Raw genomic sequence first — 25,440 nt, 5'->3', positions numbered from 1 at the left:
ATTTTTATCTTTTCATAATATACTGCAAATATACAAATTATGCTTTATATCGCATACAGTTTATTGTATACTCATATAGCTTATAATTAATGGCATTACTATAGATTATCACGCGCCACGCTGGCGCAGAAATGAGGATTTAATGATTTCACTCCGCATTAAGGACACTAAAGTATTTATGTCCCAGCTGCTTATCAAGGATACCTTCGATAGAATGCTTCTGTCAGAAGCCGCAATAAAGACTGCGTGTTCATACACTATTAATGGACAGATTAACAAGGAATATTATTCTGATGAAGAATGGGATAATCTTAATAATAACGAAAAGTCTTATTCAGAATGGGGTAATATTAAGCCATTCTGTTTTAGTCTTATTAAGGGTAATAAAGTTCCTGCTGCTATGAAGCTTGTTATGCTTGCCTCTTATGAACTTGTCACAGATATTATCGCAAAGAATAACATCGCTGTTATGCCTGAGAATGTTAATGGTCTCTTTATTAATATGAAGTATCAGGAAGGTCATGTAGATATTATTACAGGAACTTCCCTTAATATATTTACATTAGATAAGCAGCTTGATACAGCTTTCGACAAGTATGTTAAGACATTTCTTGCTAATGCCGGTCTTGATTTTGAAGAATTATAGTAAGTTTATTAATATTTAATATTTATCTAAAGCCTTGATTTTACTGTATTATCTCCATTTTTGTTAGCACTCATTAGATTTGAGTGCTAATTTCTGCTTGACTTCCACTTTTAACAATATTAAACTTAGACTTAATTAAGGATATAAAGATACATATATTTATTCTTTACATCTAATGAATATTAAAAGATAGGAGATAATAATTATGTCTAATACACACGGAAGTTTATCTATTAACAGTGACAATATTTTTCCAATAATTAAAAAATGGATGTACTCTGACCACGATATTTTCTACAGAGAGCTTATATCTAACGGCTGCGATGCCATAACAAAGCTTAAAAAGCTTGATATGATTGGTGAATATGAAGCACCTGATGATATTGAATATAAGATTGATGTTAAAGTAAGTGCTAATAATAAGACTATCAAGATTATTGATAATGGTATTGGTATGACTGATGGTGAAGTTGAAGAATATATTAACCAGATTGCTTTCTCTGGTGCAGAAGCATTTCTTGAAAAATATAAGGACAAGGCTAATGATGACCAGATTATCGGTCACTTCGGACTTGGTTTCTACTCAGCATTTATGGTAGCTGATAAGGTTACTATTGATACTCTTTCTTTTAAGGAAGGTGCTAAGGCTGTTCACTGGGAATGTGACGGAGGTACAGAGTATGATATGTCTGATGGAACAGCTGCAACTCCTGGTACTACTATCACTCTTTACTTAAATGAAGACAGCTACGAATTCGCCAATGAATACAAGGCTCGTGAAGTAGTTGAAAAGTACTGCTCATTTATGCCAGTACCAATCTTCCTTACTAATGAAGATGCCGGCGAACAGACAGAAGAGATTCCAGAGGAAGAAGTAACAGATAAGGATACTGTTCTTGATACATTTATCAAGGAAGCTGTTACAGAAGAAGTTGAAAAAGAGGACGGCACTAAAGAGACAGTCGAAAAAGTTCCAGCAAAGAAGATGGCTAAGATTGTTAAAAGACCTGTTGCTATCAATGATATCCACCCTCTCTGGACTAAGCACCCTAACGAATGTACTGAGGATGAATATAAGGAATTCTACCGCAAGGTATTTAACGATTATAAAGAGCCTTTATTCTGGATTCACCTTAATATGGACTATCCTTTTAACTTAAAGGGTATACTTTACTTCCCTAAGATTAATACAGAATACGAGTCAATTGAAGGAACAATTAAGCTTTACAATAATCAGGTATTCGTTGCAGATAACATCAAAGAAGTTATTCCTGAATTCCTTCTTCTCTTAAAGGGTGTTATTGATTGTCCAGATCTTCCTCTTAACGTATCACGTTCTGCACTCCAGAATGATGGCTTTGTTAAGAAGATTTCTGATTACATTACTAAAAAGGTTGCTGACAAGCTTTCTGGTATGTGCAAGACTAACCGTGAGAACTATGAGAAATATTGGGATGACATCAACCCATTCATCAAATTTGGCTGCTTAAAAGACGAAAAGTTCGCTGAGAAGATGAATGATTACATTATATTCAAGAACCTTGAAGGCAAGTATTTAACACTTAAGGATTACCTTGAAGCTAACAAGGAAAAGCACGAGAATACAGTCTTCTATGTAACTGATGAGAAGGAACAGAGCCAGTATATCAATATGTTTAAGAAAGAGAATATGGATGCTATCATTCTTACTCACAATATTGACCAGCCATTCATCACTCATCTTGAAGGCAAGAACGAGGGTCTTAAATTTGCAAGAATTGATACTGACCTTTCTGATATATTCAAGGAAGAAACAAGCGAAGATGAATTAAAGGATGCAACTGAAAGCCTTACAGCTACATTTAAGAAAGCACTTAACAATGATAATCTTAATATCAAGGTTGAAAAGTTAAAGGATGCTTCTGTATCTTCTATGATTACTCTTTCCGAGCAGGATAGACGTATGCAGGATATGATGAAGATGTACGGTATGTCAGGAATGGATCCGGCTATGTTTGGTTCTACAGGACAGACTTTAATTCTTAATGCTAACAACAGTCTTGTTCAGTATGTTCTTAACAATAAAGATGGTGAGAATACTGATATTATCTGTAAACAGCTTTACGACCTTGCACTTATAAGCCACGCTCCACTTACAGGAAACCAGATGACTGAATTCATTGCAAGAAGTAATAAGATTATGGAATTACTTGCAAAATAATACAATTTAACATATGATAGGATATACGGGGTGAATTCATTCGCCCCGTATATCAATTAGATTGGGGACTAACGTATGACTACTAATAACAACAATACACCTGATGAAGATGATTTAGATTATATCGATTTTGATGATGATTATGATGATATTGAAGATGACGATGATGACAATGATGATTATTCTTACAGCCATTCTGATAATATCAGCAGACATACAGATAATAATAAGAAGCAGGAGTATTCTGTTGTTAAATTTATATTATCAGAAGCCTTCAGTTTCATTAAAATTGTAATATTTGCAGCTATCATTGCCCTGCTCTGCACCAATTTCATAATCATTAATGCCGAAGTTCCATCTGGCTCTATGAGAGATACAATATGGGAAGGCGACCGCCTTTTCGGTTTCAGGCTTGCTTACAAGTTCAGCGAACCAAAGCGCGGTGACGTTATAATCTTTAAATATCCTGATAATGAGTCAGAGAATTATGTTAAGCGTGTTATTGGTCTTCCTAATGAAATAGTCCAGATTAAGGAAGGGCATGTATACATCAATGGTGATGAGCTTGATGAGCCATATATCAAAGAATATATATATGATGACGGCGAAACACACACTTATATTGTTCCTGACGGCTGTTATTTTATGCTTGGTGATAATCGTAATAACTCCAAAGACTCAAGATACTGGACTAACACATATGTTAAGAAAGAAAAGATAATTGCCAAGGTGCTTATCCGTTATTACAGCGGTGAAAAGGGACGCATTTCCTTTAGCAGAATCAGTTAAAATTTCATACAATTTATAATGTAACGTATAATAAATCACCTCCTGTTAATACTACTACTGTGTATTGCAAATGTTCTATTTATTAAAGCATTTACCAGACACTTAAGTTAAAGATTAACAGGAGGTAATTTATTATGACTAATTTAAGCTGTAACGCTTGTAGCTGTGTACACAATGATGATAACTGCTGCTGCCTTAATGGTATTGATGTAAAGGGAAGTAATGCCTGTGAGTGCAGTGAAACTTGCTGTGGAAGCTATTCTTACAAAGATGGCTCTGCTAAGAATAATACTGCTTCACCTAAGCTTAATCTTCAGATAAAGTGTGCCGCACATAACTGCGTGTATAACAATAACGAAGCTTGTCAGGCTGACCACGTTGATATATCAGGCATAACAGCCGTAAATGCTGACGATACGGTCTGTTCAACCTTTAAATCCAAATAATAAATTAACATAAACAAAAAAGAGGTTGCCAAATTATTCATTTTATTATAAAATTATAATAGTTATGATAATTAGGAGGTATACCAAAGAATGGTAAGCGCAGGAGATTTTAAGAATGGTTTAACAATTCAGATGGATAATAACATTTGGCAGATTATTGAATTCCAGCATGTAAAGCCTGGTAAGGGTGCTGCTTTCGTTAGAACAAAGTTAAAGAATATCGTGAGTGGTGGTGTTGTTGAAAAGTCTTTCAGACCTACAGAAAAGTTTGACCTCGCTCATATTGAGAAGAGAGAATATCAGTATCTTTACTCAGATGGTGATCTTTACAACTTTATGGATACAGAGACATTTGAACAGATTGCATTATCTGCTGAGAATGTTGGTGATTCACTTAAGTTCGTTAAAGAGAACGAAATGGTTAAGCTCTGTTCACACAACGGTAACGTATTCTCTATTGAGCCACCTATCACTGTTGAACTTCAGATTACAGAATCTGAACCAGGTGTTAAGGGTGATACAGCTACAGGTGCTACAAAGCCAGCTATCCTTGAAACAGGTGCTAAGATTTTAGTTCCATTATTTGTTAACCAGGGTGATACAATTAAGATTGATACAAGAACAGGTGAATATATTTCACGTGTTTAGTTAATCAGATTAAAGGTTAAGATTTATAAGATATTTATTATATTTTAACATAATAAGTTCTTAAAAAGAGCCTGTACACTTTCATCGGTGTACAGGCTCTTTTTATTCTGCCCATTATAAAGAAGAACCTATAGCCAAATCGTGCTATAGGTTCTTCTTTATAATGATTATCCTCTATTAATTACTCTTCGTCATATCTGTTAATGCTTCCATCGCATACAGATAACCTCTAAGTCCAAGTCCTACAACCTGTCCCTGACATACTGGAACTGTAACAGATGTATGTCTGAATTCTTCTCTTGTATGAACATTGGATATATGTACTTCTATCTTCGGTATTGCAGCTATCGAAGCAAGTGCATCTCTTACTGCATAGCTGTAATGTGTAAATGCCCCCGGATTAATTACAATACCATCAACATCATTGTAATAAGCTTCCTGAAGCTTATCTATAATTGCACCCTCATGGTTGCTCTGGAATACCTCAACTTTAACATTAAGTTCCTCTGCTTTCTTGTTAATCATATCAACAAGCGTGTCATAATTATCATTGCCATATATTCCTTTTTCTCTTATTCCAAGGAAATTAATATTAGGTCCGTTAATAACAAGTATCTTCATTGCTAATCCTCCATATTCTTAATGATTGCTGTATACATCTGTTCAAATGACATCTTCTGCGTATCAACTATCATATCAGCCGCATCCAGATATATATCTTCTCTCTGCTCCATAAGGTTATGTATCTTCTCGTGAAGCCCACCGCCCTGTAATAATGGACGTTTGGTGTCCTTGCTCAACCTTTTGCAAAGTTCCTCCTCAGAAGCTTTAAGATATACTACTGTTCCAAGCTTTCTTAAAAGCTCCCTATTGACCTCTCTTAACACAAGTCCGCCACCAACAGATATGACGCAGTTATCAAGAGTATCTGATAACTCTTTTACCGTCTCTGTCTCCATATCCCTGAAAGCTTCCTCTCCCTTCGTTGCAAAGATTTCGCTTATTGTTGTATTCTGCTTTTTCTCGATATACTCATCTGTATCATAGAACTTTCTATTATGTCGTCTTGAAACCCAGCGGCCAAATGTCGTCTTTCCACTTCCCATAAATCCAATAAGTACAATATTATTCAATTCCAAGTTCCTCTTTCATCTTATTATACACTTTATCCGCCTGTTCTTTTGTGACACTTACATCATTCCATAACTCATACGCCGCAACTCCTTGGTATAAAAGCATTTTTAAACCGTTGCAGGCTGGCTTTCCGGCATTTTTACACATTTTCATAAAACGTGTTTCACTAGGATTATATATAATATCAACTCCGACTTTTACCTTCTTATAAAATGCTTCATCATCAATTACAACATCATCCACATTAGGATAAAGTCCAACGCTTGTGGTCTGTATCACAACGTAATCATCAGCTTCCAGCTTATCATACTCACTTATAAGCATAGGCTTTATACATTCTTTACCGAAATAGTCATTAACTGCTTTGGCTATATCGTAAGTCTTTTCCTTAGTCCTGTTAAGCATATATATTTCTTTAGCACCGCTCTTTGCACATAAAAATGCTATTGCTCTTGCCGCTCCGCCTGCACCAAGAATTACACAACGGCTGCCTAAAAGCACAACTCCCTCGTCTATAAGTTCTCTTTCAAGTCCCAATATATCTGTATTATAGCCTTTATAGCCCTTATCTGTTCTTACAAGCGTATTAACAGCTCCTATAGCTTTAGCAAGCGGATCAATATCCACAAGTGACTCCATAACAGCCTGCTTGTGTGGAACTGTTACATTAAGTCCTAATATGTTAAGTGCATAAGCTCCATTTACTGCTGTGACAACATCACCCTTTTCAACCTTGAAGGTTGTATACACCATATTCATATCCATAAGCTGTGCAAGGCTGTTATGTATCACCGGGGAAATTGAATGTCCCACCGGATTACCTATAAGACCGCACACTCTTGTTGTACCATTAATATCTATCATTAAAATCTTACTTCCTTTCTTATGAGCTTATATCTAAAGTACAGATAAATTCATATATTATGAAATCACAATAAATATATATCTTGAAATTATATTAAACCTATATGTATTAGAAACCTGCTTTTCCGCCTTCTCTTTTAATATGCTTCTTATAAAAATGCAGAACTATCCATTCAAGCCTTCTTTTTAGAATTATCTGTATCTCCTCGTGCTTGTCTATCGGCTTTACAAGAACAGACTTAATTCCTGCCCTGTTAGCACCCCACACATCTGTGAACAACTGATCCCCCACAAAATATGTGTCAGACTTATCAGTATTCATATACTCCATAGCTTTAACATAATTCTTAGGAGATGGCTTTCCTGCCTTGCTTACATATAATGAACCAACCTCATCTGCAAGCGGCTTAACCCTGTATTCTTTATTATTGGATATTATGCAGGTATTATATCCCATAGCCTTTAAATCACCGAACAGCTTCTTTGCACGCTCAGTAACCGGTGCTCCGTGTTCAACAAGCGTGTTGTCAACATCAAATATAATTCCCCTGTAACCTTTATCATAAAGTCCCTTATAATCTATATCGTATGCAGAATCTATATACATATCCGGATAAAATCTTTTAAACATCTGTAATTACTACCTTTCTTATCAGCTTTTCTGCTGTTCTTAAGCATTTGTTACTTTTAAGTATCTACTACTTTTTAAGTATTTTCTTGATTTCGTCCATAAATGTATTAACATCCTTAAACTCCCTGTATACAGAAGCAAATCTTACATATGCAACTTCATCTAAATCCTTTAACTTATCCATAACAATAGAACCTATCGTTGTTGTAGGTATCTCTTTCTCCCCCATATTAAATATCTGTCCCTCAATGTCATCTACCATATCATTAATCTGTGTCATTGATATCGGACGCTTATGGCACGACCTGACTATTCCAGCCACTATCTTTTCCCTGTCATAAGGTTCTCTGTTATTATCTTTCTTCACAACTATAAGAGGAAGTGTCTCTACTTTCTCGTATGTGGTAAAACGCTTTCCACATTCATCACACTGACGGCGTCTTCTTATAGAGCTGTCATCTGTAGGTCTTGAATCTATTACTCTTGTATTCTCTTTTCCGCAATATGGGCACTTCATTCACAAACCTCCCCTAAATACAATAAACTACTAGAATTATAGCCCACTGGTGCTGTTATGTCAAAATATCTATAAAATATTCCATAAACACACTATAGCACTAATTAATAATCAATCTATATTACAGTCAAAAGCCTTTCTGAACAGGCAAAAAGCCTTTCTGACTGTAAAGACATACAATAATAATACCATATACAATACACATAACATAAAATATCAGGGCTGCCGCACCAAATATAATCTATAATATAAAGACATTATCAACCTGTTATTATCTTCCTATTATAAATTCTACTTTGTGCGACAGCCCTTTATTTATTTATTTATTATTTTATTAATACTTGCTATGCTGTTAAGACATATGCTTCTTCATATTCTTAAGAGCACATTTTTCAAGCCTGCTTACCTGTGCCTGTGATATTCCAATCTCTTCGGCTATCTCCATCTGTGTCTTATATTCATAAAAACGCTTTCTTATTATCTGCTGTTCACGCCCGCTTAACTTTGCAAAGGCAGAGTCCAATGCCAGATGTGTAACCCAGTTCTCTTCCCCATCTGCTTTATCTTTAATCTGGTCTATGACATATAATGTATCCCCGCCTTCATTAAATACCGGTTCATACAGTGAAACAGTTGGGGATACAGCCTCAAGTGCTATAACAATATCCTCCTTAGATGCTCCTATCTCACTTGCAATCTCCGATATTGTCGGTTCCTTCTGCCTGCTCTTTAATAGCTGTTCTTTTGTATAAAGTGCCTTATAAGCCATATCCTTTAATGAACGGCTTACTCTTATTGCACTGTTATCACGAAGATACCTCTTAATCTCCCCAGTAATCATTGGAACTGCATAAGTTGAGAACTGCACGCCCTGCGATACATCAAAATTGTCTATTGATTTTATAAGACCTATACAGCCAATCTGGAATAAATCATCCACATTTTCATTACTGTTAGAAAATCTGCCAACAATGCTTAATACCAGACGGAGATTACCTTTAATAAATCTCTCTCTTGCTGTCTGGTCACCAGCCTTTATCTTTAATAAAAGCTCTTTCTTCTCCTTCGCACTTAGCAGAGGCAGCTCCTGCGTATTAACACCACATATCGTAACTTTTACACCAGCCATTAACCTTTCCTCCTAAAGACATTGCGAACATTTATCTTTAGTGGAAAGGCATACATTTAAGTTCGCTTATATTACAAGCATTACCACATAAATGTACTTTTATACTGTTGTGAACTGGCAATTATATACATATTTAATATTAATCATCTCTTCTTGTAAGAAGAACAAGTCTTAAAAGCTGAAGAATAGATGTAAGAAGTGCCGCTACATATGTTAATGCTGCTGCTGTAAGCACCTTTCTTGCACCGGTAAGTTCACTTGACTCAAGCATATTACGTTCTCTTAAGGTTCTTAATGCTCTTGCGGAAGCATCAAATTCAACCGGGAGAGTAAGAAGCTGGAATACTACAACAAGTGAGAAAAGCACTACTCCAAGCTGCATAAGTCCTGTAGCTCCAAGGAATAAACCTAAAAGAATTATTGGCCATGAAAGAGCTGAACCAATATTAGCTATCGGTATTACAGCTGCTCTTATCTTAATTGGAAAATATTCTTCGTCATACTGCATAGCATGTCCACACTCATGGGCGGCCACGCCTATAGCTGCTACTGATGTTGAATTGTATACAGAATCTGATAATCTAAGAACTCCTTCCTTTGGTGAATAATGGTCTGTAAGATTACCGCTTACTCTCTCAATTCTTACATTAGTAATTCCTGCCGCTCTTAATATTTCCTGTGCTGCCATAGCACCTGTAAGCCCTGAACGGCTGTTATACTTATCATATCTGTTAAATGTCGATTTAACATTCATAGATGCTATAAGACTTATTATTGCACCTATAATAACGAGTATATATGTTGCATCATAGAAATAATACATATATTTTCCTCCATCGAATTATCAATTTTATTATTTAATATGATAGCCTATGCCAATCTGTGTGTCAAACCCATAACACATTTGTTCATTAATATTTCATTATTATACCTGTTATATGCACTTTCCCCTTTAAAAATACATATTTTATATTAAGTATAATTATATAAAATGAGGTGTTGTATGAAGATATTTGAACTAAAAAACAAGCAGGTTATCAACGAAGAGGACTGCTGTATTATAGGCTGTGTTATTGATATTGACTTTGACCCTAAAAATGGCTGTATCAATTCTATAATAATTCCTGGTCCTGGACGGCTTTGCGGCTTCTTTGGACGTGAATTTGTGTATGTCATACCTTTCAGATGTATCAAATCTATTGGGCGTGACATTATCCTTGTCAATGTCTGCCTTGATAAACATAAAGAAAAATGCTAATATATACATATAATTTAGTGAGTACACGGTTATTTAACTTATCTTGACTATACGTTATATTTTGATTGGAGGTTACTTATGAACGATAGATATGTGGCTTATGCAGGTACTTATACCCACGAAAGCAGCAAAGGTATTCATATATATGATATGGACGTTGAAAAGGGACGAATAACTGAAAGATGTGAGGTTACAATTGATAATCCCTCATATATAACATTATCTTCTAATAAGAAGTATTTATACGCAATATGTGATCAGGGTATTTCTTCATTTGCTATTACTGAAGATGGTTCTCTTGAACTTATGAATGTTGCTTCTATCAACGGAATGAGAGGCTGTCATATTTCTGTAACTAAGGATAACCGTTTTCTTGTTATTTCCGGCTATCACGATGGCAAGATTACTGTAATGCATATTAATGCTGATGGTTCTTTAGGCGATATAGCTGATGAGGTATTTCATAAGGGTCTTGGAAGCGTTGCTGAACGTAATTTCAGACCCCATATAAGTCATACCTGCTTTACACCTGATGAAGAACTTTTATGTGTATGTGATCTTGGAATTGACCAGATTAAGCTTTATGAATTCAACCATACAACTGGAAAGCTCAAGCTTTTTGATATTATACGTTCACAGCTTGAATCTGCTCCAAGAAAGATGATATTCTCAGAAGATGGACGATTCGCTTATGTTGTATGTGAATTAAAGAATTATATTAACGTATATTCTTATGATGCTTCTTCTGATAAGAACAGATTTGAGATGATTCAGAATATATTCACTGTAAGACGCGACCATAAGTCTAACAGTGCAGCTTCAGACATATGCCTTACTAATTCAGGCAATAACTTAATCTGCTCTAATGCCGGTGATAACACTGCTACAATATATTCTGTGGACAAGACTACAGGAAAGATAATTACACTTAACTCACTTCCTGTAAGTGGTGATTATCCTAAGTACATATGCCTTTTTCCTGATGACAAGCACCTTTTATCCATGAATAATGAAGGCAACTCAATAACAATATTTACTGTAGACTATACCAAAGGACTTATTGTTATGAATGGCAAAGAACTTAAAATATCACGTCCTAACAATATGGTTATTAAAAAGTTAGATTAATTAATGAAGGCTTGGCCATAAATCCAGACCAAGCCTTTATCAAAGCAAAAGGCACTGTGCTATATGCATTCTCATCCTGAATACATATATGGCACAGTGCCTTTTTATTATCCGCTGTACTTTTCTGACTGTGCATTTATAAGCTGAACATCATCAAAGTAATTAATCTTCATAGCAGCCTTAACTTCGCTTAATGTCTGTTCTGCTACCTCACATGCATTCTTAGTTCCCTGTTTAAGTATCTCGTATACATAAGGAATATCCTTCTCATATTCGTGTCTTCTATTTCTGATTGGCTCTAATTCCTTGTTAAGAACATTTAAAAGGAACTTCTTAACCTTAACATCACCAAGTCCACCTCTCTTATAGTGGTCTTTTAATTCATCAAGGTTATTATACTCTGGTAAGAATAATCCAAAGTCTTCTTCCTTACTGAATGCATCAAGATATGTAAATACAGTATTACCTTCTATCTTACCAGGATCCGATACCTTAATATGATCTGGATCTGTATACATACTCATAACCTTTTTCTTAACATCTTCTTCTGTATCAGAAAGATATATGCAGTTACCAAGCGACTTACTCATCTTAGCTTTGCCATCTGTACCTGGAAGTCTTAAACATACTTTATTATCCGGAAGAAGTATCTGTGGTTCTACCAATGTATCTCCATATACTGAATTGAACTTTCTTACAATCTCTCTTGTCTGTTCAATCATCGGCTCCTGATCCTCACCTGCCGGAACTGTTGTAGCCTTAAATGCTGTTATATCAGCGGCCTGGCTTATTGGATAGCAGAAAAATCCAACCGGTATGCTCGCTTCAAAGTTACGCATCTGGATCTCTGACTTAACTGTTGGGTTTCTCTGAAGTCTTGAAACTGTAACAAGATTCATATAATAAAATGTAAGCTCTGTAAGCTGTGAAATCTGTGACTGAATAAATATATCAGACTTGGCTGGGTCTAAACCGACTGAAAGATAATCAAGTGCAACCTCTATTATGTTCTGGCGTACCTTCTCAGGATTATCAGCATTATCTGTAAGTGCCTGAGCATCTGCTATCATAATAAATATCTTATCGTATTCACCTGAATTCTGTAATTCTACTCTTCTCTTTAATGAACCAACATAATGACCAACATGAAGCTTTCCTGTTGGACGGTCACCTGTTAATATTATCTTAGACATATTGCTCCTCCATTCTTATGCAACGCATCTATGCATATCACAAATATTCATAATTTTATCACATTTTTTTTAAAATAACAATTGAGAATTAATCTAATTAATAGTAATATATATAACAGAGTGCCAAGAGCACAATAATATATACTTGTGGAGGAACAATTAATGAAACATTTACTTAGTCCACTAGACTTAAGTGTCACAGAACTTGAAGATTTACTTAATCTTGCAAGAGACATTTCTAAAGATCCTAAAAAATACAGCCATGTATGTGATGGTAAAAAGTTAGCAACTTTATTTTATGAACCTAGTACAAGAACCCGTCTTAGTTTTGAAGCAGCAATGCTCAATCTTGGAGGGTCTGTATTAGGTTTTTCTTCTGCTAACTCAAGTTCAGCATCAAAGGGCGAAAGCGTGGCTGATACTATACGGGTAATTTCCTGCTATGCAGACATATGTGCCATGCGCCACCCAAAAGAAGGTGCTCCTATGGTTGCAGCAAGCAAGTCTTCTATACCTGTAATCAATGCAGGTGATGGCGGACACCAGCACCCAACACAGACACTTACAGATCTTATGACTATAAGGGAACTCCGCGGTTCTCTTGACAACTTTACAATAGGCCTTTGTGGTGACCTTAAGTTCGGAAGAACTGTTCATTCACTTATCAATTCACTCGTAAGATATAAAAATGTCAAATTCGTGCTTATATCTCCTAAGGAATTAAGAATACCTGATTATATAAGAGATGATGTATTAAAAGCCAACCAGGCTGAATTCATTGAAATGGAAAACCTAGAAGATGCTATGCCTGAGCTTAACATATTATATATGACAAGAGTTCAGCGTGAAAGATTCTTCTCAGAAGATGAATACCTCAGAATGAAAGATTTCTATATACTTGATAAGTCAAAAATGGCTCTTGCAAAAGAGGATATGTATGTTCTTCACCCACTTCCTCGTGTTAATGAAATATCAGTAGATATAGATGATGACCCAAGAGCTGCTTACTTTAAACAGGTACAATTCGGTGTATATGTAAGAATGGCTCTTATTATGACACTTCTTGGTCTTAATAACAAGCAAATATAGGAGGGTAATTATGTTAAATGTAGGACAACTTAATGAAGGCTTTGTACTAGACCATATTGAAGCCGGCAAATCAATGATGATATATAATAACCTTGGTCTTGGCGAACTCGACTGTCAGGTTGCTATTATCAAGAATGCAAGAAGCAGTAAAATGGGAAGAAAGGATATTATCAAGATTGAGGGCGGACTTGACCTTGTTGATTTAGATGTATTAGGATTTATCGATCATAATATCACTGTTAATATTATTAAAGACGGACAGATAGTAGATAAGAAATCACTTTCATTACCAAAGCAGATTACTAATGTTATCAAATGTAAGAATCCTAGATGTATTACTTCTATTGAACAGGGTCTTGACCATGTATTTGTTCTTTCTGACCCTGTTAAGCAGGTATACAGATGTAAATACTGTGAAGAGAAATATACTGGTAAATAATATCCCCCAATACAACATTCGTACAGCTTTATTATATAAGCTTGAAGTTCTAATGTAATCTCCTGATTATATAGTAAAAAGGGGATGTGAAAAAACTCGATTGAGTTTTTTCGCATCTCCCTTTTTGTACCTGTTGTGTATAAATGACTGAAATCATGCGCAAAGAAAGCGCACTTCCCCTACCCCATAGAAATTCTTTTTTTGAATCTATGCGGCAGTTCTGTTTCTCATCTTTTTTTTCTGATATTTATATAGATTGTGGCCTATCGCCACAAGTAAAACTTCCAGTTTGACTGAATGAATACCTCTTCGGACAATTCTCTTGTACCAACGGTCGTTTTTCATAATTCCGAAAGTCAAGTGTTCATAATGACGCTGTTCTTTGGATTTTCGCTTTCCACTTCTGTAAACAAATGTACTTGTATCCAGTTCCCATAAAAGTACTAGCTGCTCAACGATTTCATTCAGATAATCCAGTACATACTTAGTTACCAGTGAACCAATGGTATTTAGATAATGCAAACAATACTTGATGAAATTCCATGTTAAACGATGCTGTAGGCTTCAAACATAGTTGAAAGCTTTAATTATTTAAAGTTTTTGACTTTAAACCCTAAAAATACTTGCGTTTAAGGGTTAATATGGGCTATACTATTATGGTATCTGTCCGGGAATCAGGCTGTTGGAGATGACGTGAGCAGCATGTATCCCGGATGTTGTGAGTATGGAAGAGGGTTTAAAGTATGATAGTTACTCTGATTGAGAAAGTATATAGTTTTCTGTGGGGAGATCTGGTGCAGATTCCACTGCCGGGCGGCAACACTCTGGGGATTTCGCTTCTGATTATTTTACTGATTCCTACAGGAATTTATTTTACGGTTCGGACGCGTTTTCTGCCGATTCGCCTGTTCCCGGATATGGTGCAGGCACTGGTTGAGAAGAAACAAGAAAAAAACAGTCTGTCTTCATTTCAGACACTGATCGTTTCGACTGCAACCCGTGTCGGTATGGGAAATCTGGTCGGTGTTGTTGCGGCAATTTCGGCAGGCGGCGCCGGTGCGGTTTTCTGGATGTGGGTGACGGCAATTATCGGTTCATCAACAGCTTTTATTGAAGCGACACTGGCACAGCTTTATAAAGAAAAAGATCCGCTGTACGGAGGTTACCGCGGCGGTCCGGCGTATTATATTCATGCATATGTAGAAGAAAAACAAAAGAAAAAGAGAAACAAAGTGGTGATTTCTGTGTTGTTTGCAATCTCCGGTCTGATCTGCTGGTGCGGTATCAGTCAAGTGATCAGCAATTCTGTTGTTTCTTCATTTAAAAATGCATTTTCCATTCCGCCGATCTATATGACGGTAGTACTTGTTGCTGTGGCTGCTGTGATAGTGCTTCGTAAAGATGCGACAGTTAAGATCCTGGATATGGTAGTGCCGGTCATGGCGGTATGCTATTTTGCAATCACGATTCTGATCATTGTGATGAATCTTGGAAGTTTGCCGGGTGTTTTTGCAAGAATTTTTGAGGAAGCATTTGGATTCCGACAGGCAGCAGCCGGCGGTTTTGGTGCAGTCCTAATGAATGGAATCAAACGTGGACTGTTTTCGAATGAAGCAGGTTCCGGATCTGCTCCGTGTGCGGCAGCAGCGGCAGAATGTGACCAGCCGGTCAAAGCCGGATTGGTACAGGCGCTCGGGGTATTTGTGGATACGATCGTGATCTGCAGCTGTACAGCATTTATCATGCTGCTTGCGCCGGAAGAAAAAGTTACAGGACTTTCCGGAATGGATCTTCTGCAGACAGCAATGGAACATCATCTTGGCCGTTTTGGTGTGATCTTTATTGCGGCGACGCTGTTTTTATTCAGTTTTTCGACGTTTCTGGGCATCCTTTTTTATGCGAGATGCAATGTTGCATATCTTTTCGGAGATAACTGGGCTTCACAGACTGCATACAAAGTACTGGCGCTTGTGATGCTGTTCATCGGCGGCCTTGCAGCATATACATTTGTTTGGGATCTTGGTGATGTTGGAATCGGACTGATGACGATCTTTAATATCATCATTCTTTACCCACAGGGTGAGAAGGCTCTGAAAGAACTGAAAGAATACGAAAAAGAAAAAAGAAAATGAAAAACACAAAGAGAAAGCATTTGAAACTATGTCTGTTGTTATTGTTTATGGTTCTGGGATGTTTTGCGATAACCAATGTCAGGACGACAACGGTGCAGGCATCATCACGGACGTTCAAATCAAATGGCAGAACCTATATGGAAACGCATAATGACAATACACTTAATACGGTATTGTATCAAAAAGTTTCCGGACGTTACAAACAGGTTGCGAAATCGTCAAGATATCTCATCTACAGATTTTCTTATGGAAAGAAATTGTATTTTTCAAGTGCTGACGATGAAACTTCTGATATACCAGGGGTAATTTTCGAACATTTTTTGGGGATGTGAAAAAACTCAATCGAGTTTTTTCACATCCCCTTTTATTTCATATATACCATATAATCAACAGGCTGTGTACACTACAACCTGCCTTCATAACACTTTCTAAAATATTCAATACTTACTTGTTTTATCTGTATGCCTGTAATGTAGGTGTTGTGCGAATCTTAAGTGGTGTATCAACGCCTTCTGCTGTTGTTACTGTATACTTTATTACCTGTGGTGAACCTGCTTCTACTACAAGATCAACATTATAACCAACTTCAAGATTATCATACTCATCAGTTGTTATCTTAAGGCCATTATTAGTCTCAAAGTTACCTATAGTACCACCTGCTGGTGCGAATAAATGAACAAATCCTCTTATTCCACCATCGAATCCACCAAGAATATAACCACCTGCTCTTGTTATATTGCTTCTTTTAATTGTATTAGTTAATGTCACAGTAATATCATAGCTTCTTGTTCCATCTGCATTAATAACAGGCTCACTCATCTCTGTATCAATATTTAAGAACCAGCCTAATTTACAAGGCTCATATAAGCTAAAGAACACTCCTGCTTCTGGATTAGCCGGGTCATCATTAAGATTTCCTGAACAACCTGCGTCCTTAGCATACTGCTCTTCCTGCTCATCTACGAACCAAAGCATAATTGTGTTCTCCTCAACACCCTCATTAAACATATCTACATATTCATTAATTCTCTTAAAATCAAAGCCTGATACCAATACTGCCATTGCCTGCTTGGCTGTCTCTGCAAAAAGACCATCGACATATTCATTAGCTTCATTATAATCAACATTAGTACCTCTGTCGCTAAGATATTTATAATAAAGCTCATACTGTAATACTGATACGGCATTATCACCATTAAGCTCTGTTCCATCAGGAAGTGTAATTGGTCCTGATATTCTAAGAACCTTCTGTATAATAGTCGGTGTAAGTGAGAGCACACCATCAACGCTCTCACCGTGCTTAGCTTCATAAGCCAAAGCCCATATCTGAGCAGCTCTTTCAAAATCAGGGTTAAAACTTGCATCTCTTGAATAGATTAACGTATCATTAAATATCTTTAATTCTTTTCTTGTAACATTAGCTTCATCTGGTGGATATGTTGCCAATACATCATTAACAGGATTAAAATCTCCAATTGACATTACACCATCTTCAACCCTTATTGTTCCGATTGAACCTGGGAAACCACCTGCAGCTCTTATCTCTGCTGTATTCTGTGCAGCAAGAAGATATACCTTATCACTTCCATCGCCGATAAATGCTTTCATTAATGGAATGTAATCTTCATAATCTGTGTACATACTCATAAGTGATGTTATCTTATCACTATAAGAAGATATCATTGTTCCCATACTTCCCGGAAGTTCAACCTTGTTCATCTTAGCAGTCATATTATTAACCACTGGCTGTATCTGCTCTAAAAGATCAAGATAGGCATTAATTGTTGTTACACTAAAACCATCACCTACTTTAAGACCTGACATAGGGTATTCTGATATTGTTGCTACTGCCGGCTTTATAATATCATCTGATGCATCTTCAACAAGTCCTATAAGTGTATCTACTGACTTAACATACTTTCCTGCAACCGGAATGTGGCTTGCCATCTTCCACAATGGGCTTGATAATGTCTTGCTTATCTTATAAGTTGTATTGTCAAGCTTTAATACTGCTGTATTAGCTGCCTCAGCATCCTGGGCTTTTACAGCTCCAAGCATATCATTCATCTCTGTCTTTAATTCATTAGCATTCTTTAACATTCCCTTGGCATCAGATAAGCCTTTAACACCCATAATTCCTATAATAACAACAACCGCAGCTACTATTGAAACAATTGTTATAGTACGTTTCTTTTTCTGCTGTTTTGTTAATCTCTTCTTACCACTGTGGCTGTGATGTTCCCCACTGCTATGGTGGCTGTGGTGTCCTTCACTACTATTGCTGCTGTGATGTTCTGAATTATTGTTACTTCCCTCTCTTACATTGTGACGGCTGTTATTGTTAGCTGTATTACTGCCAGTATGCTGGACATTGCTTCTTCTATGACCACTGTTCTGGCTGCTTTTATTATCCACAGTGTTCTCACTGTTTAAGTTCTCATTGTTATCTTTATAATCATTATTGTTCATTACTATCCATCCATTTCCTATTATAAAAAAGAATGTGCTAAGCACATTCTCGCGACGAGTGCTGTCGCTTGCGACAAACTACAGCTTCACGCGAGTGCGCATAACTGGCACATAGTGCCTTTTATTTAATAGGAAATTATATTGGAATTTCCTATTAAATAAAAAAATATGAGCAGTACTATAAGCCGGGTTATGTCCAGCCAGGCTTTGACCTGACTACTGATGATCATCTATCTAGACCTGCTGTTACCAGCAGGCTCAAGCAACCTACCTAAAAGCACGACGGGCAGCCGTATCGCTTTATATTTGGTCTTGCTTCGAATGGGGTTTACATAGCCAGTATTGTTACCAATACCACGGTAGTCTCTTACACTGCCTTTCCACCCTTACCAATAAGCTCAACACTAAGTGTTAAGCACTGGCGGTATATTTCTGTTGCACTAGCCTTGGAGTCACCTCCACCGGACGTTATCCGGCATCCTGCCCTGCGAAGCCCGGACTTTCCTCACCTGCGGTCTTTCGACACTTGCAGCCGCGATCATCTGTACTACTCACATTTATTAGTATTATTAAGTTAATTGTAACTTTGTAAACATCTAACGCCTACTTAATGAACATAGCATCCCCAAAACTAAAGAATCTGTAACGTTCTTTTACTGCAACTTCATAAGCATTAAGAACATTTTCTCTTCCTGCAAGTGCTGACACAAGCATTACAAGAGTTGATTCTGGGAGATGGAAATTAGTTATAAGACAATCTATTGCCTTAAACTTATAACCTGGATATATAAATATTTCTGTCCAGCCACTCTTAACTGGTATATGTCCATTTTCATCAGCTACTGATTCAAGAGTTCTTGTGCTTGTAGTTCCTACAGCAATAACTCTTCCACCATTAGCCTTGGTATTATTAATTATATCTGCTGCTTCTTTATCAACCTGATAGAATTCTGAGTGCATATGATGATCAAGTATATTCTCAACCTTAACTGGTCTGAATGTTCCAAGACCTACGTGAAGAGTAACTCTTGCAATCTTCACTCCCATATCTTCTATCTGTTTAAGCAGTTCTTTTGTAAAATGTAGTCCTGCCGTAGGTGCTGCTGCTGAACCCTCGTGCTTGGCATATACTGTCTGATAGCGGTTCTTATCTTCAAGCTTATGTGTGATATATGGTGGAAGCGGCATCTGTCCTAGTTCATCAAGAATTTCCTCAAATATGCCATCATAACTAAACTGTATAAGTCTGTTACCTTCCTCAACTATATCAATAATCTCACCTGTAAGCTTTCCGCCACCAAATACTATCCTTGCACCAACCTTGCATTTCTTTCCTGGCTTAACAAGGACTTCCCACGTATCCTGTCTGTCTTCGAGTCTTTTTAACAAAAGCACTTCAATGGCAGCACCTGTTCCTTCTTTCTCACCGATAAGTCTTGCAGGTATAACCTTAGTATCATTAATTACAAGGCAGTCACCCGGCTTAAGATATTCTGTTATATCCCTAAATATCTTGTGTTCTATAGCTCCTGTGTTCTTATCAAGAACCATCAATCTGGAGCTTGAACGGTCTGACAGAGGGTCTTGTGCTATAAGTTCCTCTGGCAGATCATAATAAAAATCATGTAAATCCATAATAATCCTCTATTCAGATTGTGCACTCTATATTCACTACATACGAAGTTCGATTCCATTATCACTTAAGTCTTTATATATCTTCTCCATTACTGGTGTGATATCCTTATCCTCAAGTGTTCTGTCCTTAGCTCTAAAAGATATTGAATATGCTACTGACTTGTAGCCCTCTTTAATCTGGGCACCTTCATATATATCAAATAACTTGTAACTCTCAAGTATGCTTCCGCCGCGTTTCTCGATTATCTTCTCAATCTTTCCTACAAGAACTGACTTAGGCATAACCATACTTATATCCCTTGTAACTGCTGGGAACTTGGCAATACCCTCAAACTTTCTGTCAAAGCTTGCCATCTTAGTTACAATTGAAAGGTCAATAACAACAATATATGTTCTGTCGCCTAATGAATAAGTATCTGCTACATCTGGATGTAATTCACCCATATAGCCAATCTTTGTTCCATCATAGATAATCTCTGCCTGACGTCCTGGGTGAAGGAATGTAATTCCTGCCTCTGGATTGTATTCCGGCTTAACTCTCATTCCAATTCTTTCAAGGAATTCTTCAACTACACCCTTCATCTGGAAGAAATCAACATCTCCAAATGCTCCAAGCGTGAACATAACTCTCTCATCTGGAAGCTCGTTAACATCATCTGCTGCAAGATATACCTTTGCAAGCTCATATAACTTAACATTCTTATTACGTCTGTTATAGTTAGTTGATAATGATGTAAGCATACCATTAACAGGAAGTGTTCTCATTATTGAGAAATCTTCTCCTAATGGATTAGAGATAACCACTGTCTTTCTGTATTCTGAGTCGGCCGCAAGCTTAAGCTTATCAAATACCTTAGGGCTTTCAAATGAATATGTCATAGCCTGTGAGAATCCACAGAACTGTGCAACTTCACCTGCTACATCTTCAATACTTCTCTCAAATGGTATCTTACCCATTGTTGTAGAACCCTTTGGAAGTGTTGTAGGAATATTATCATATCCGAAGAATCTTGCTACTTCCTCTGCAATATCTGCATCTCTGTTAAGATCCTGTCTAAATGTAGGAATAATAAGCTCATTAGAAGCTTCATCATATTCTACTTCAAGTCTCTTGAAATATGAAAGCATATCTTCCTTTGATACATTTGTTCCAAGAAGTGCATTATACTTATCTGGTTCAAATGATATTCTCTTCTTAGATACCGGCTCATCATATATATCAACAACACCGCCAACTACTTCACCTGCACCTAACTGTTCTATAAGGTCACAGGCCCTGTTCATAGCTTCAAGTGCAAGCTCTGGATCTAAGCCCTTCTCAAACTTACCAGAAGCATCTGTTCTTAAACCAATCTTCTTAGTTGACTTTCTTATATTAGTTCCATCAAATGTTGCAGCTTCAAAAAGCATTGTCTTAACATCATCTGTTATCATTGAGTTCTCACCACCCATAATACCAGCAAGACCAATAGCCTTTTCTCCATCACATATAAGAAGTGCTTCTGAATCAAGTGTTCTTTCCTGTCCATCAAGTGTAACGAACTTCTCATTCTCAGCAGCAGTTCTTACAATAATCTTCTTATCAGCGATTGTATCATAATCATAAGCGTGCATTGGCTGACCATATTCTATCATAACATAGTTAGTAATATCTACTATGTTATTAATAGGTCTGATGCCTGCTGTCATAAGTCTGTGCTGCATCCACTTTGGTGATGGAGCAAGCTTTATATTCTTAACAACTCTTGCTGTATATCTCTTGCAAAGCTGCTTAGCTGCTACTTCAATCTTAATATAGTCATTAACATCTTCGCTATTGCCTGTAGCATTAACAACTGGAGGATTGAATGGCTTTCTGAATGTAGCTGCTGCCTCTCTTGCGATACCAAGGATACTATAGCAGTCTACACGGTTGTTAGTAATCTCATATTCAAATACTGTATCATCAAGTCCAAGATATTCTACAGCACTCTCTCCTACTTTGGCATCATCACCAAATATATAAATACCATTTTCTGCTGCATCTGGATAGAATTCTCTTGATGAACCAAGTTCTTCAATTGAACACATCATTCCATAAGACTCAACGCCTCTTAACTTGCCTTTTTTAATCTTAATTCCATCTTCTGGAAGTGGACTTCCATCGTGTCCGCCAGCCACACGTCCGCCGTCAAGAACAACTGGAACTTTCTGTCCACTTGTTCCTGGTTCAATATTAGGAGCACCTGTAACTATCTGAACAGTTTCATTTCCTACATTCACCTGACATACTACAAGCTTGTCTGCATCTGGATGTCTTTCTACTGAAACAATCTGTCCTACAACAATTTTATCCAGATTTTTATCAAGCTCATTAAAACATTCTACCTTAGTACCTGAAAGAGTCATAGCATCTCTGAATTCCTGATTTGTACACTCTAAACCTGGAACAAGGTCCTTTATCCATTTAATAGATGTATCCATACTTATCCTCCACTTATTATTAATTAGAACTGCTTTAAGAATCTTGTATCATTCTCGTATAACAATCTCATATCATCGATTTCGTATTTAAGAAGGGCAACTCTTTCAAGACCTACGCCAAACGCAAAACCTGTATATTTATCTTTATCAATTCCGCACATTTCAAATACATGTGGGTGAACCATTCCGCAGCCAAGTATTTCAATCCAGCCCTCACCCTTACAAAAACGGCATCCCTTGCCGCCACATTTAAAGCAGCTTACATCCATCTCGGCACTAGGCTCTGTGAACGGGAAATGATGTGGTCTGAACTTAACCTTAGTATCTTCACCGAATAACTCCTTAGCGAATTCTGCAAGTGTTCCCTTAAGGTCAGCAAATGTTATGTTCTCATCAATTACAAGACCTTCAACCTGATGGAAGCAAGGTGAATGGGTTGCATCAACTTCATCTGCTCTGTATACACGTCCAGGTGAAATCATTCTTATTGGAAGTCTGCCTTTTTCCATAACTCTTGCCTGAACAGGTGATGTCTGTGTTCTAAGAACAACTTTATCATTGATATAGAATGTATCCTGTTCATCTTTTGCTGGATGGTTAGCTGGAATATTAAGTGCCTCAAAGTTGTAATAATCATATTCTACCTCTGGACCTTCTACAACTTCGTATCCCATTCCTATAAATATCTTTTCTATTTCTTCACGCGCAAGCATATTAGGATGTTTATGTCCAAGTTCAGCTTTCTTGGCTGGAAGTGTTACATCAATTACCTCTGCCTTCATCTGAAGCTCTCTCTTCTTGGCAGCAAGCTCTTTCTTGGCAGCCTCTAATACTTCTTCAATTGCCTGTCTTGTTTCGTTGACAATCTGTCCAACCTTAGGTCTGTCCTCAGGAGCTACCTCCTTCATACCCTTTAAAACTTCAGTAAGCTCGCCTTTTTTACCAAGAAAAGCAACTCTGATATCATTTAACTTATCAAGAGAATCTGTTGCCTTTATCTGTGACAACGCATTTTCTTTGATTGCATCAAGTCTTTCTTTCATCTTATCCTCCTTCTTGCGCTATTTACACATTGTTAATCATTTCGCAAAAAACCACTCTCAATTGTAACACAATGCTCATATTTCGCAAGTATTATTTTAATTATTCTTATGTCTTTTCTCATAAATCTCAAGAACCTGCATAGCTTCCTTGGCATGCACCTTATTCTTTTTAGTCACATTTTTAATATTATTTCTTGCATCTTCTATTCTTGATTCATTATATTCTATCTGTTCTCTTAACTTCTGGCGTCTTATGGAAAGATTATGTCTTACCTCTACCATTTCTTTAGGATTAAGTATCGCCTTAACTTGTCCTATCCATATATGTGTATCAATTACACCAAGCTGTCTTAATATATCTGTAAGCTCCGCTTCTGCCTCATTAAGATTACTTGTTATCTCAAGTATTTTACGCTGTTCATCTTTCATCTCAACATATGCCTGAAACTTCTGCTCAAGCTCAAATGCACTCTTTACCGCATATTTGCTATATTCATATTCAAGCACATTTACAGCATTTACATACTTTATCTTGTACTTATTAAGAAGTGCTGTTGCTTTATTAAGCTTTACCTCTGTCACATACACTTTTCGTTCTGTTGATTTAAGATAAGCAAACAGACCAAGCGAAAGCGTAAGTGCAAGTATTACAACTGTTATGAACATTCCAATGTGTTCATCATCTGGTGAAGCCGCTGATATAAGAAGAAATATAACAAACACCCCTACAAGAAGTGCCAGCATAAGTACTGAATACTTCTTAATTCTAAGCTGTTTTTTCACAAGGTCATTTGCCTCTATACGATACATTGACCTCTCACCCTTAATCATTCTTACATTCTTTAATACTGTATTGTAATCTTCTTCATCGTGCCTCAGCTTTACAAGTGCCTCTGGAAAATCTTCCTCATAAGATTCCATCATACGGTACACTTTGTTGGAAAGCTTGTTCTCCGGTGATTTAAAAATACGCCTGTCAACCGACAGATTATCAACACGGTCTGCCGCATACATAAGCTTAAGCTTTATATTTTCCGGTGCATTCTCGATTCTTTGTATATCCTCATAATAATCAGTTACACTGTCATATTCTACCTTGGCATTTTCTATATATCTTGAAGCTTCCTCCATAATATCACACTGGCTTTTAACAAAGCTCCCAACCTCTGAGCCTGTAAATCCTGCCGTGTCAACCTCTTCAAGATTATCCTGCGTATTATTGACCGCTCCGCCAAGATTAACCTTATCAACTGTTCTTATAAGCGTCTGTGCCTGTATACTGTTAAGCAGGTGGTCATATTTTTCTTCTTCCTTTAACACATCTGCCTGCTGTTTCTTAGTCTTTTCTGTCAGCCCTCTGAATTCATCAGCAGATGCATCACTGCCAGCCGTCTTATATAATTCTTCTTCCAGATCATCATTATGATTACTGCCAGTATACGAACCCACCTGATAGCTGTGTATCATATCATTAATAGAACGTTTATTTCTAAATCCATTCTCATCTTCATACACAAGCTCCTCAAGGTCTTTTAAATCCTCATCACTGTCATAATTATTTTTTAAGAATTTGAATAATCCCACTTG

General features: G+C 36.9%; 25 protein-coding genes and 1 other RNA gene. 11 read left to right on the top strand and 15 right to left on the bottom strand.

What is annotated here, in order from left to right:
* The first annotated feature begins 142 nt into the window (after nt 1–142).
* The 5 genes from C7390_RS05960 (at nt 143) to efp (ending at nt 4,729) form a co-directional block, all read left to right on the top strand.
* Nucleotides 143–646 carry a DUF5721 family protein gene (locus C7390_RS05960; protein ID WP_116443775.1) on the top strand — a complete coding sequence of 168 codons (504 nt, stop codon included), beginning with the start codon at nt 143–145 and terminating at the stop codon, nt 644–646.
* A 205-nt stretch (nt 647–851) separates the two neighbouring features.
* Nucleotides 852–2,846: a molecular chaperone HtpG gene (htpG, locus tag C7390_RS05955; RefSeq protein ID WP_055306137.1), complete on the top strand. Its 1,995-nt coding sequence runs from the start codon at nt 852–854 to the stop codon at nt 2,844–2,846.
* A 75-nt stretch (nt 2,847–2,921) separates the two neighbouring features.
* Entirely contained in the window at nt 2,922–3,635 is a 714-nt protein-coding gene (lepB, locus tag C7390_RS05950; RefSeq protein ID WP_116443774.1) for a signal peptidase I, read from the top strand.
* A gap of 134 nt (nt 3,636–3,769) precedes the next feature.
* Nucleotides 3,770–4,081: a DUF1540 domain-containing protein gene (locus tag C7390_RS05945; RefSeq protein ID WP_022503323.1), complete on the top strand. Its 312-nt coding sequence runs from the start codon at nt 3,770–3,772 to the stop codon at nt 4,079–4,081.
* A gap of 90 nt (nt 4,082–4,171) precedes the next feature.
* Nucleotides 4,172–4,729 (top strand): elongation factor P, encoded by a 558-nt coding sequence (efp, locus tag C7390_RS05940; RefSeq protein ID WP_022204406.1) that lies wholly within the window; start codon nt 4,172–4,174, stop codon nt 4,727–4,729.
* Between the two features lie 177 nt (nt 4,730–4,906).
* Here the strand turns inward: efp and aroQ are convergent, their stop codons facing one another.
* From aroQ to C7390_RS05905, 7 genes are all read right to left on the bottom strand, one after another.
* The gene (gene aroQ / locus C7390_RS05935; RefSeq protein ID WP_022503322.1) at nt 4,907–5,350 is read right to left on the bottom strand and encodes a type II 3-dehydroquinate dehydratase; all 444 of its coding nucleotides are present in this window, start codon (nt 5,348–5,350) and stop codon (nt 4,907–4,909) included.
* A 2-nt stretch (nt 5,351–5,352) separates the two neighbouring features.
* Nucleotides 5,353–5,862: a shikimate kinase gene (locus C7390_RS05930; RefSeq protein WP_055306138.1), complete on the bottom strand. Its 510-nt coding sequence runs from the start codon at nt 5,860–5,862 to the stop codon at nt 5,353–5,355.
* Nucleotides 5,855–6,727: a shikimate dehydrogenase gene (aroE, locus tag C7390_RS05925; RefSeq protein ID WP_022503320.1), complete on the bottom strand. Its 873-nt coding sequence runs from the start codon at nt 6,725–6,727 to the stop codon at nt 5,855–5,857. The genes C7390_RS05930 and aroE overlap by 8 nt, the downstream gene beginning before the upstream one ends.
* Nucleotides 6,728–6,836: 109 nt before the next feature.
* Nucleotides 6,837–7,358, bottom strand: coding sequence for a YqeG family HAD IIIA-type phosphatase (locus C7390_RS05920; RefSeq protein ID WP_022503319.1), 522 nt, complete (start codon nt 7,356–7,358; stop codon nt 6,837–6,839).
* 67 nt (nt 7,359–7,425) lie between these two features.
* Nucleotides 7,426–7,875, bottom strand: coding sequence for a transcriptional regulator NrdR (gene nrdR, locus C7390_RS05915; protein ID WP_116443773.1), 450 nt, complete (start codon nt 7,873–7,875; stop codon nt 7,426–7,428).
* Between the two features lie 352 nt (nt 7,876–8,227).
* Nucleotides 8,228–9,004: an RNA polymerase sporulation sigma factor SigG gene (gene sigG / locus C7390_RS05910; protein ID WP_022503317.1), complete on the bottom strand. Its 777-nt coding sequence runs from the start codon at nt 9,002–9,004 to the stop codon at nt 8,228–8,230.
* A gap of 139 nt (nt 9,005–9,143) precedes the next feature.
* Nucleotides 9,144–9,827 carry a zinc metallopeptidase gene (locus tag C7390_RS05905; RefSeq protein ID WP_022503316.1) on the bottom strand — a complete coding sequence of 228 codons (684 nt, stop codon included), beginning with the start codon at nt 9,825–9,827 and terminating at the stop codon, nt 9,144–9,146.
* A gap of 180 nt (nt 9,828–10,007) precedes the next feature.
* Here C7390_RS05905 and C7390_RS05900 point away from each other — a divergent pair, with 180 nt between their 5' ends.
* Nucleotides 10,008–10,262: a PRC-barrel domain-containing protein gene (locus C7390_RS05900; protein WP_022503315.1), complete on the top strand. Its 255-nt coding sequence runs from the start codon at nt 10,008–10,010 to the stop codon at nt 10,260–10,262.
* Between the two features lie 78 nt (nt 10,263–10,340).
* Entirely contained in the window at nt 10,341–11,390 is a 1,050-nt protein-coding gene (locus C7390_RS05895) for a lactonase family protein (protein ID WP_022503314.1), read from the top strand.
* 107 nt (nt 11,391–11,497) lie between these two features.
* Here the strand turns inward: C7390_RS05895 and trpS are convergent, their stop codons facing one another.
* Nucleotides 11,498–12,583, bottom strand: coding sequence for a tryptophan--tRNA ligase (gene trpS / locus C7390_RS05890; RefSeq protein ID WP_116443772.1), 1,086 nt, complete (start codon nt 12,581–12,583; stop codon nt 11,498–11,500).
* Nucleotides 12,584–12,745: 162 nt separating this feature from the next.
* Between trpS and pyrB the strand changes: the two genes are divergently transcribed.
* Together pyrB and C7390_RS05880 are read left to right on the top strand one after the other, a co-directional pair.
* Nucleotides 12,746–13,672 carry an aspartate carbamoyltransferase gene (gene pyrB, locus C7390_RS05885; protein WP_116443771.1) on the top strand — a complete coding sequence of 309 codons (927 nt, stop codon included), beginning with the start codon at nt 12,746–12,748 and terminating at the stop codon, nt 13,670–13,672.
* Between the two features lie 10 nt (nt 13,673–13,682).
* On the top strand, nt 13,683–14,111 hold the full coding sequence (locus C7390_RS05880) for an aspartate carbamoyltransferase regulatory subunit (protein WP_022503311.1): 429 nt from the start codon (nt 13,683–13,685) through the stop codon (nt 14,109–14,111).
* A gap of 207 nt (nt 14,112–14,318) precedes the next feature.
* Here the strand turns inward: C7390_RS05880 and C7390_RS13880 are convergent, their stop codons facing one another.
* The gene (locus C7390_RS13880) at nt 14,319–14,471 is read right to left on the bottom strand and encodes a transposase (RefSeq protein ID WP_456362875.1); all 153 of its coding nucleotides are present in this window, start codon (nt 14,469–14,471) and stop codon (nt 14,319–14,321) included.
* A gap of 383 nt (nt 14,472–14,854) precedes the next feature.
* Between C7390_RS13880 and C7390_RS05870 the strand changes: the two genes are divergently transcribed.
* Both C7390_RS05870 and C7390_RS13640 read left to right on the top strand, forming a co-directional pair.
* Nucleotides 14,855–16,243 carry an alanine/glycine:cation symporter family protein gene (locus C7390_RS05870; RefSeq protein WP_116443770.1) on the top strand — a complete coding sequence of 463 codons (1,389 nt, stop codon included), beginning with the start codon at nt 14,855–14,857 and terminating at the stop codon, nt 16,241–16,243.
* A complete protein-coding gene (locus C7390_RS13640; protein ID WP_318295579.1) occupies nt 16,240–16,575 on the top strand; it encodes a hypothetical protein in 336 nt (111 codons plus the stop codon). The genes C7390_RS05870 and C7390_RS13640 overlap by 4 nt, the downstream gene beginning before the upstream one ends.
* Nucleotides 16,576–16,696: 121 nt before the next feature.
* Here C7390_RS13640 and C7390_RS05860 read toward each other — a convergent pair whose 3' ends face one another.
* The 6 genes from C7390_RS05860 to C7390_RS05835 all read right to left on the bottom strand — a co-directional run bounded on the left by C7390_RS05860 (nt 16,697) and on the right by C7390_RS05835 (nt 25,437).
* On the bottom strand, nt 16,697–18,712 hold the full coding sequence (locus tag C7390_RS05860) for a DUF4012 domain-containing protein (RefSeq protein WP_116443768.1): 2,016 nt from the start codon (nt 18,710–18,712) through the stop codon (nt 16,697–16,699).
* A gap of 165 nt (nt 18,713–18,877) precedes the next feature.
* An RNA gene (rnpB, locus tag C7390_RS05855) (RNase P RNA component class A) lies at nt 18,878–19,266 on the bottom strand.
* Between the two features lie 49 nt (nt 19,267–19,315).
* Entirely contained in the window at nt 19,316–20,347 is a 1,032-nt protein-coding gene (gene queA, locus C7390_RS05850; protein ID WP_055174128.1) for a tRNA preQ1(34) S-adenosylmethionine ribosyltransferase-isomerase QueA, read from the bottom strand.
* A gap of 36 nt (nt 20,348–20,383) precedes the next feature.
* Nucleotides 20,384–22,810 carry a phenylalanine--tRNA ligase subunit beta gene (pheT, locus tag C7390_RS05845; protein WP_055306145.1) on the bottom strand — a complete coding sequence of 809 codons (2,427 nt, stop codon included), beginning with the start codon at nt 22,808–22,810 and terminating at the stop codon, nt 20,384–20,386.
* Between the two features lie 23 nt (nt 22,811–22,833).
* Entirely contained in the window at nt 22,834–23,853 is a 1,020-nt protein-coding gene (gene pheS / locus C7390_RS05840) for a phenylalanine--tRNA ligase subunit alpha (protein WP_022503216.1), read from the bottom strand.
* 96 nt (nt 23,854–23,949) lie between these two features.
* Nucleotides 23,950–25,437, bottom strand: a complete 1,488-nt coding sequence (locus C7390_RS05835; RefSeq protein ID WP_090139911.1) for a hypothetical protein — start codon at nt 25,435–25,437, stop codon at nt 23,950–23,952.
* Nucleotides 25,438–25,440: the final 3 nt, after the last annotated feature.

Source organism: Bacteroides galacturonicus (genome assembly GCF_003096855.1).
Lineage (GTDB): Bacteria > Bacillota > Clostridia > Lachnospirales > Lachnospiraceae > Lachnospira > Lachnospira rogosae.
The sequence above is the reverse complement of the archived record's forward strand: the minus strand, read 5'-3'. Positions and strand labels throughout refer to the sequence as shown.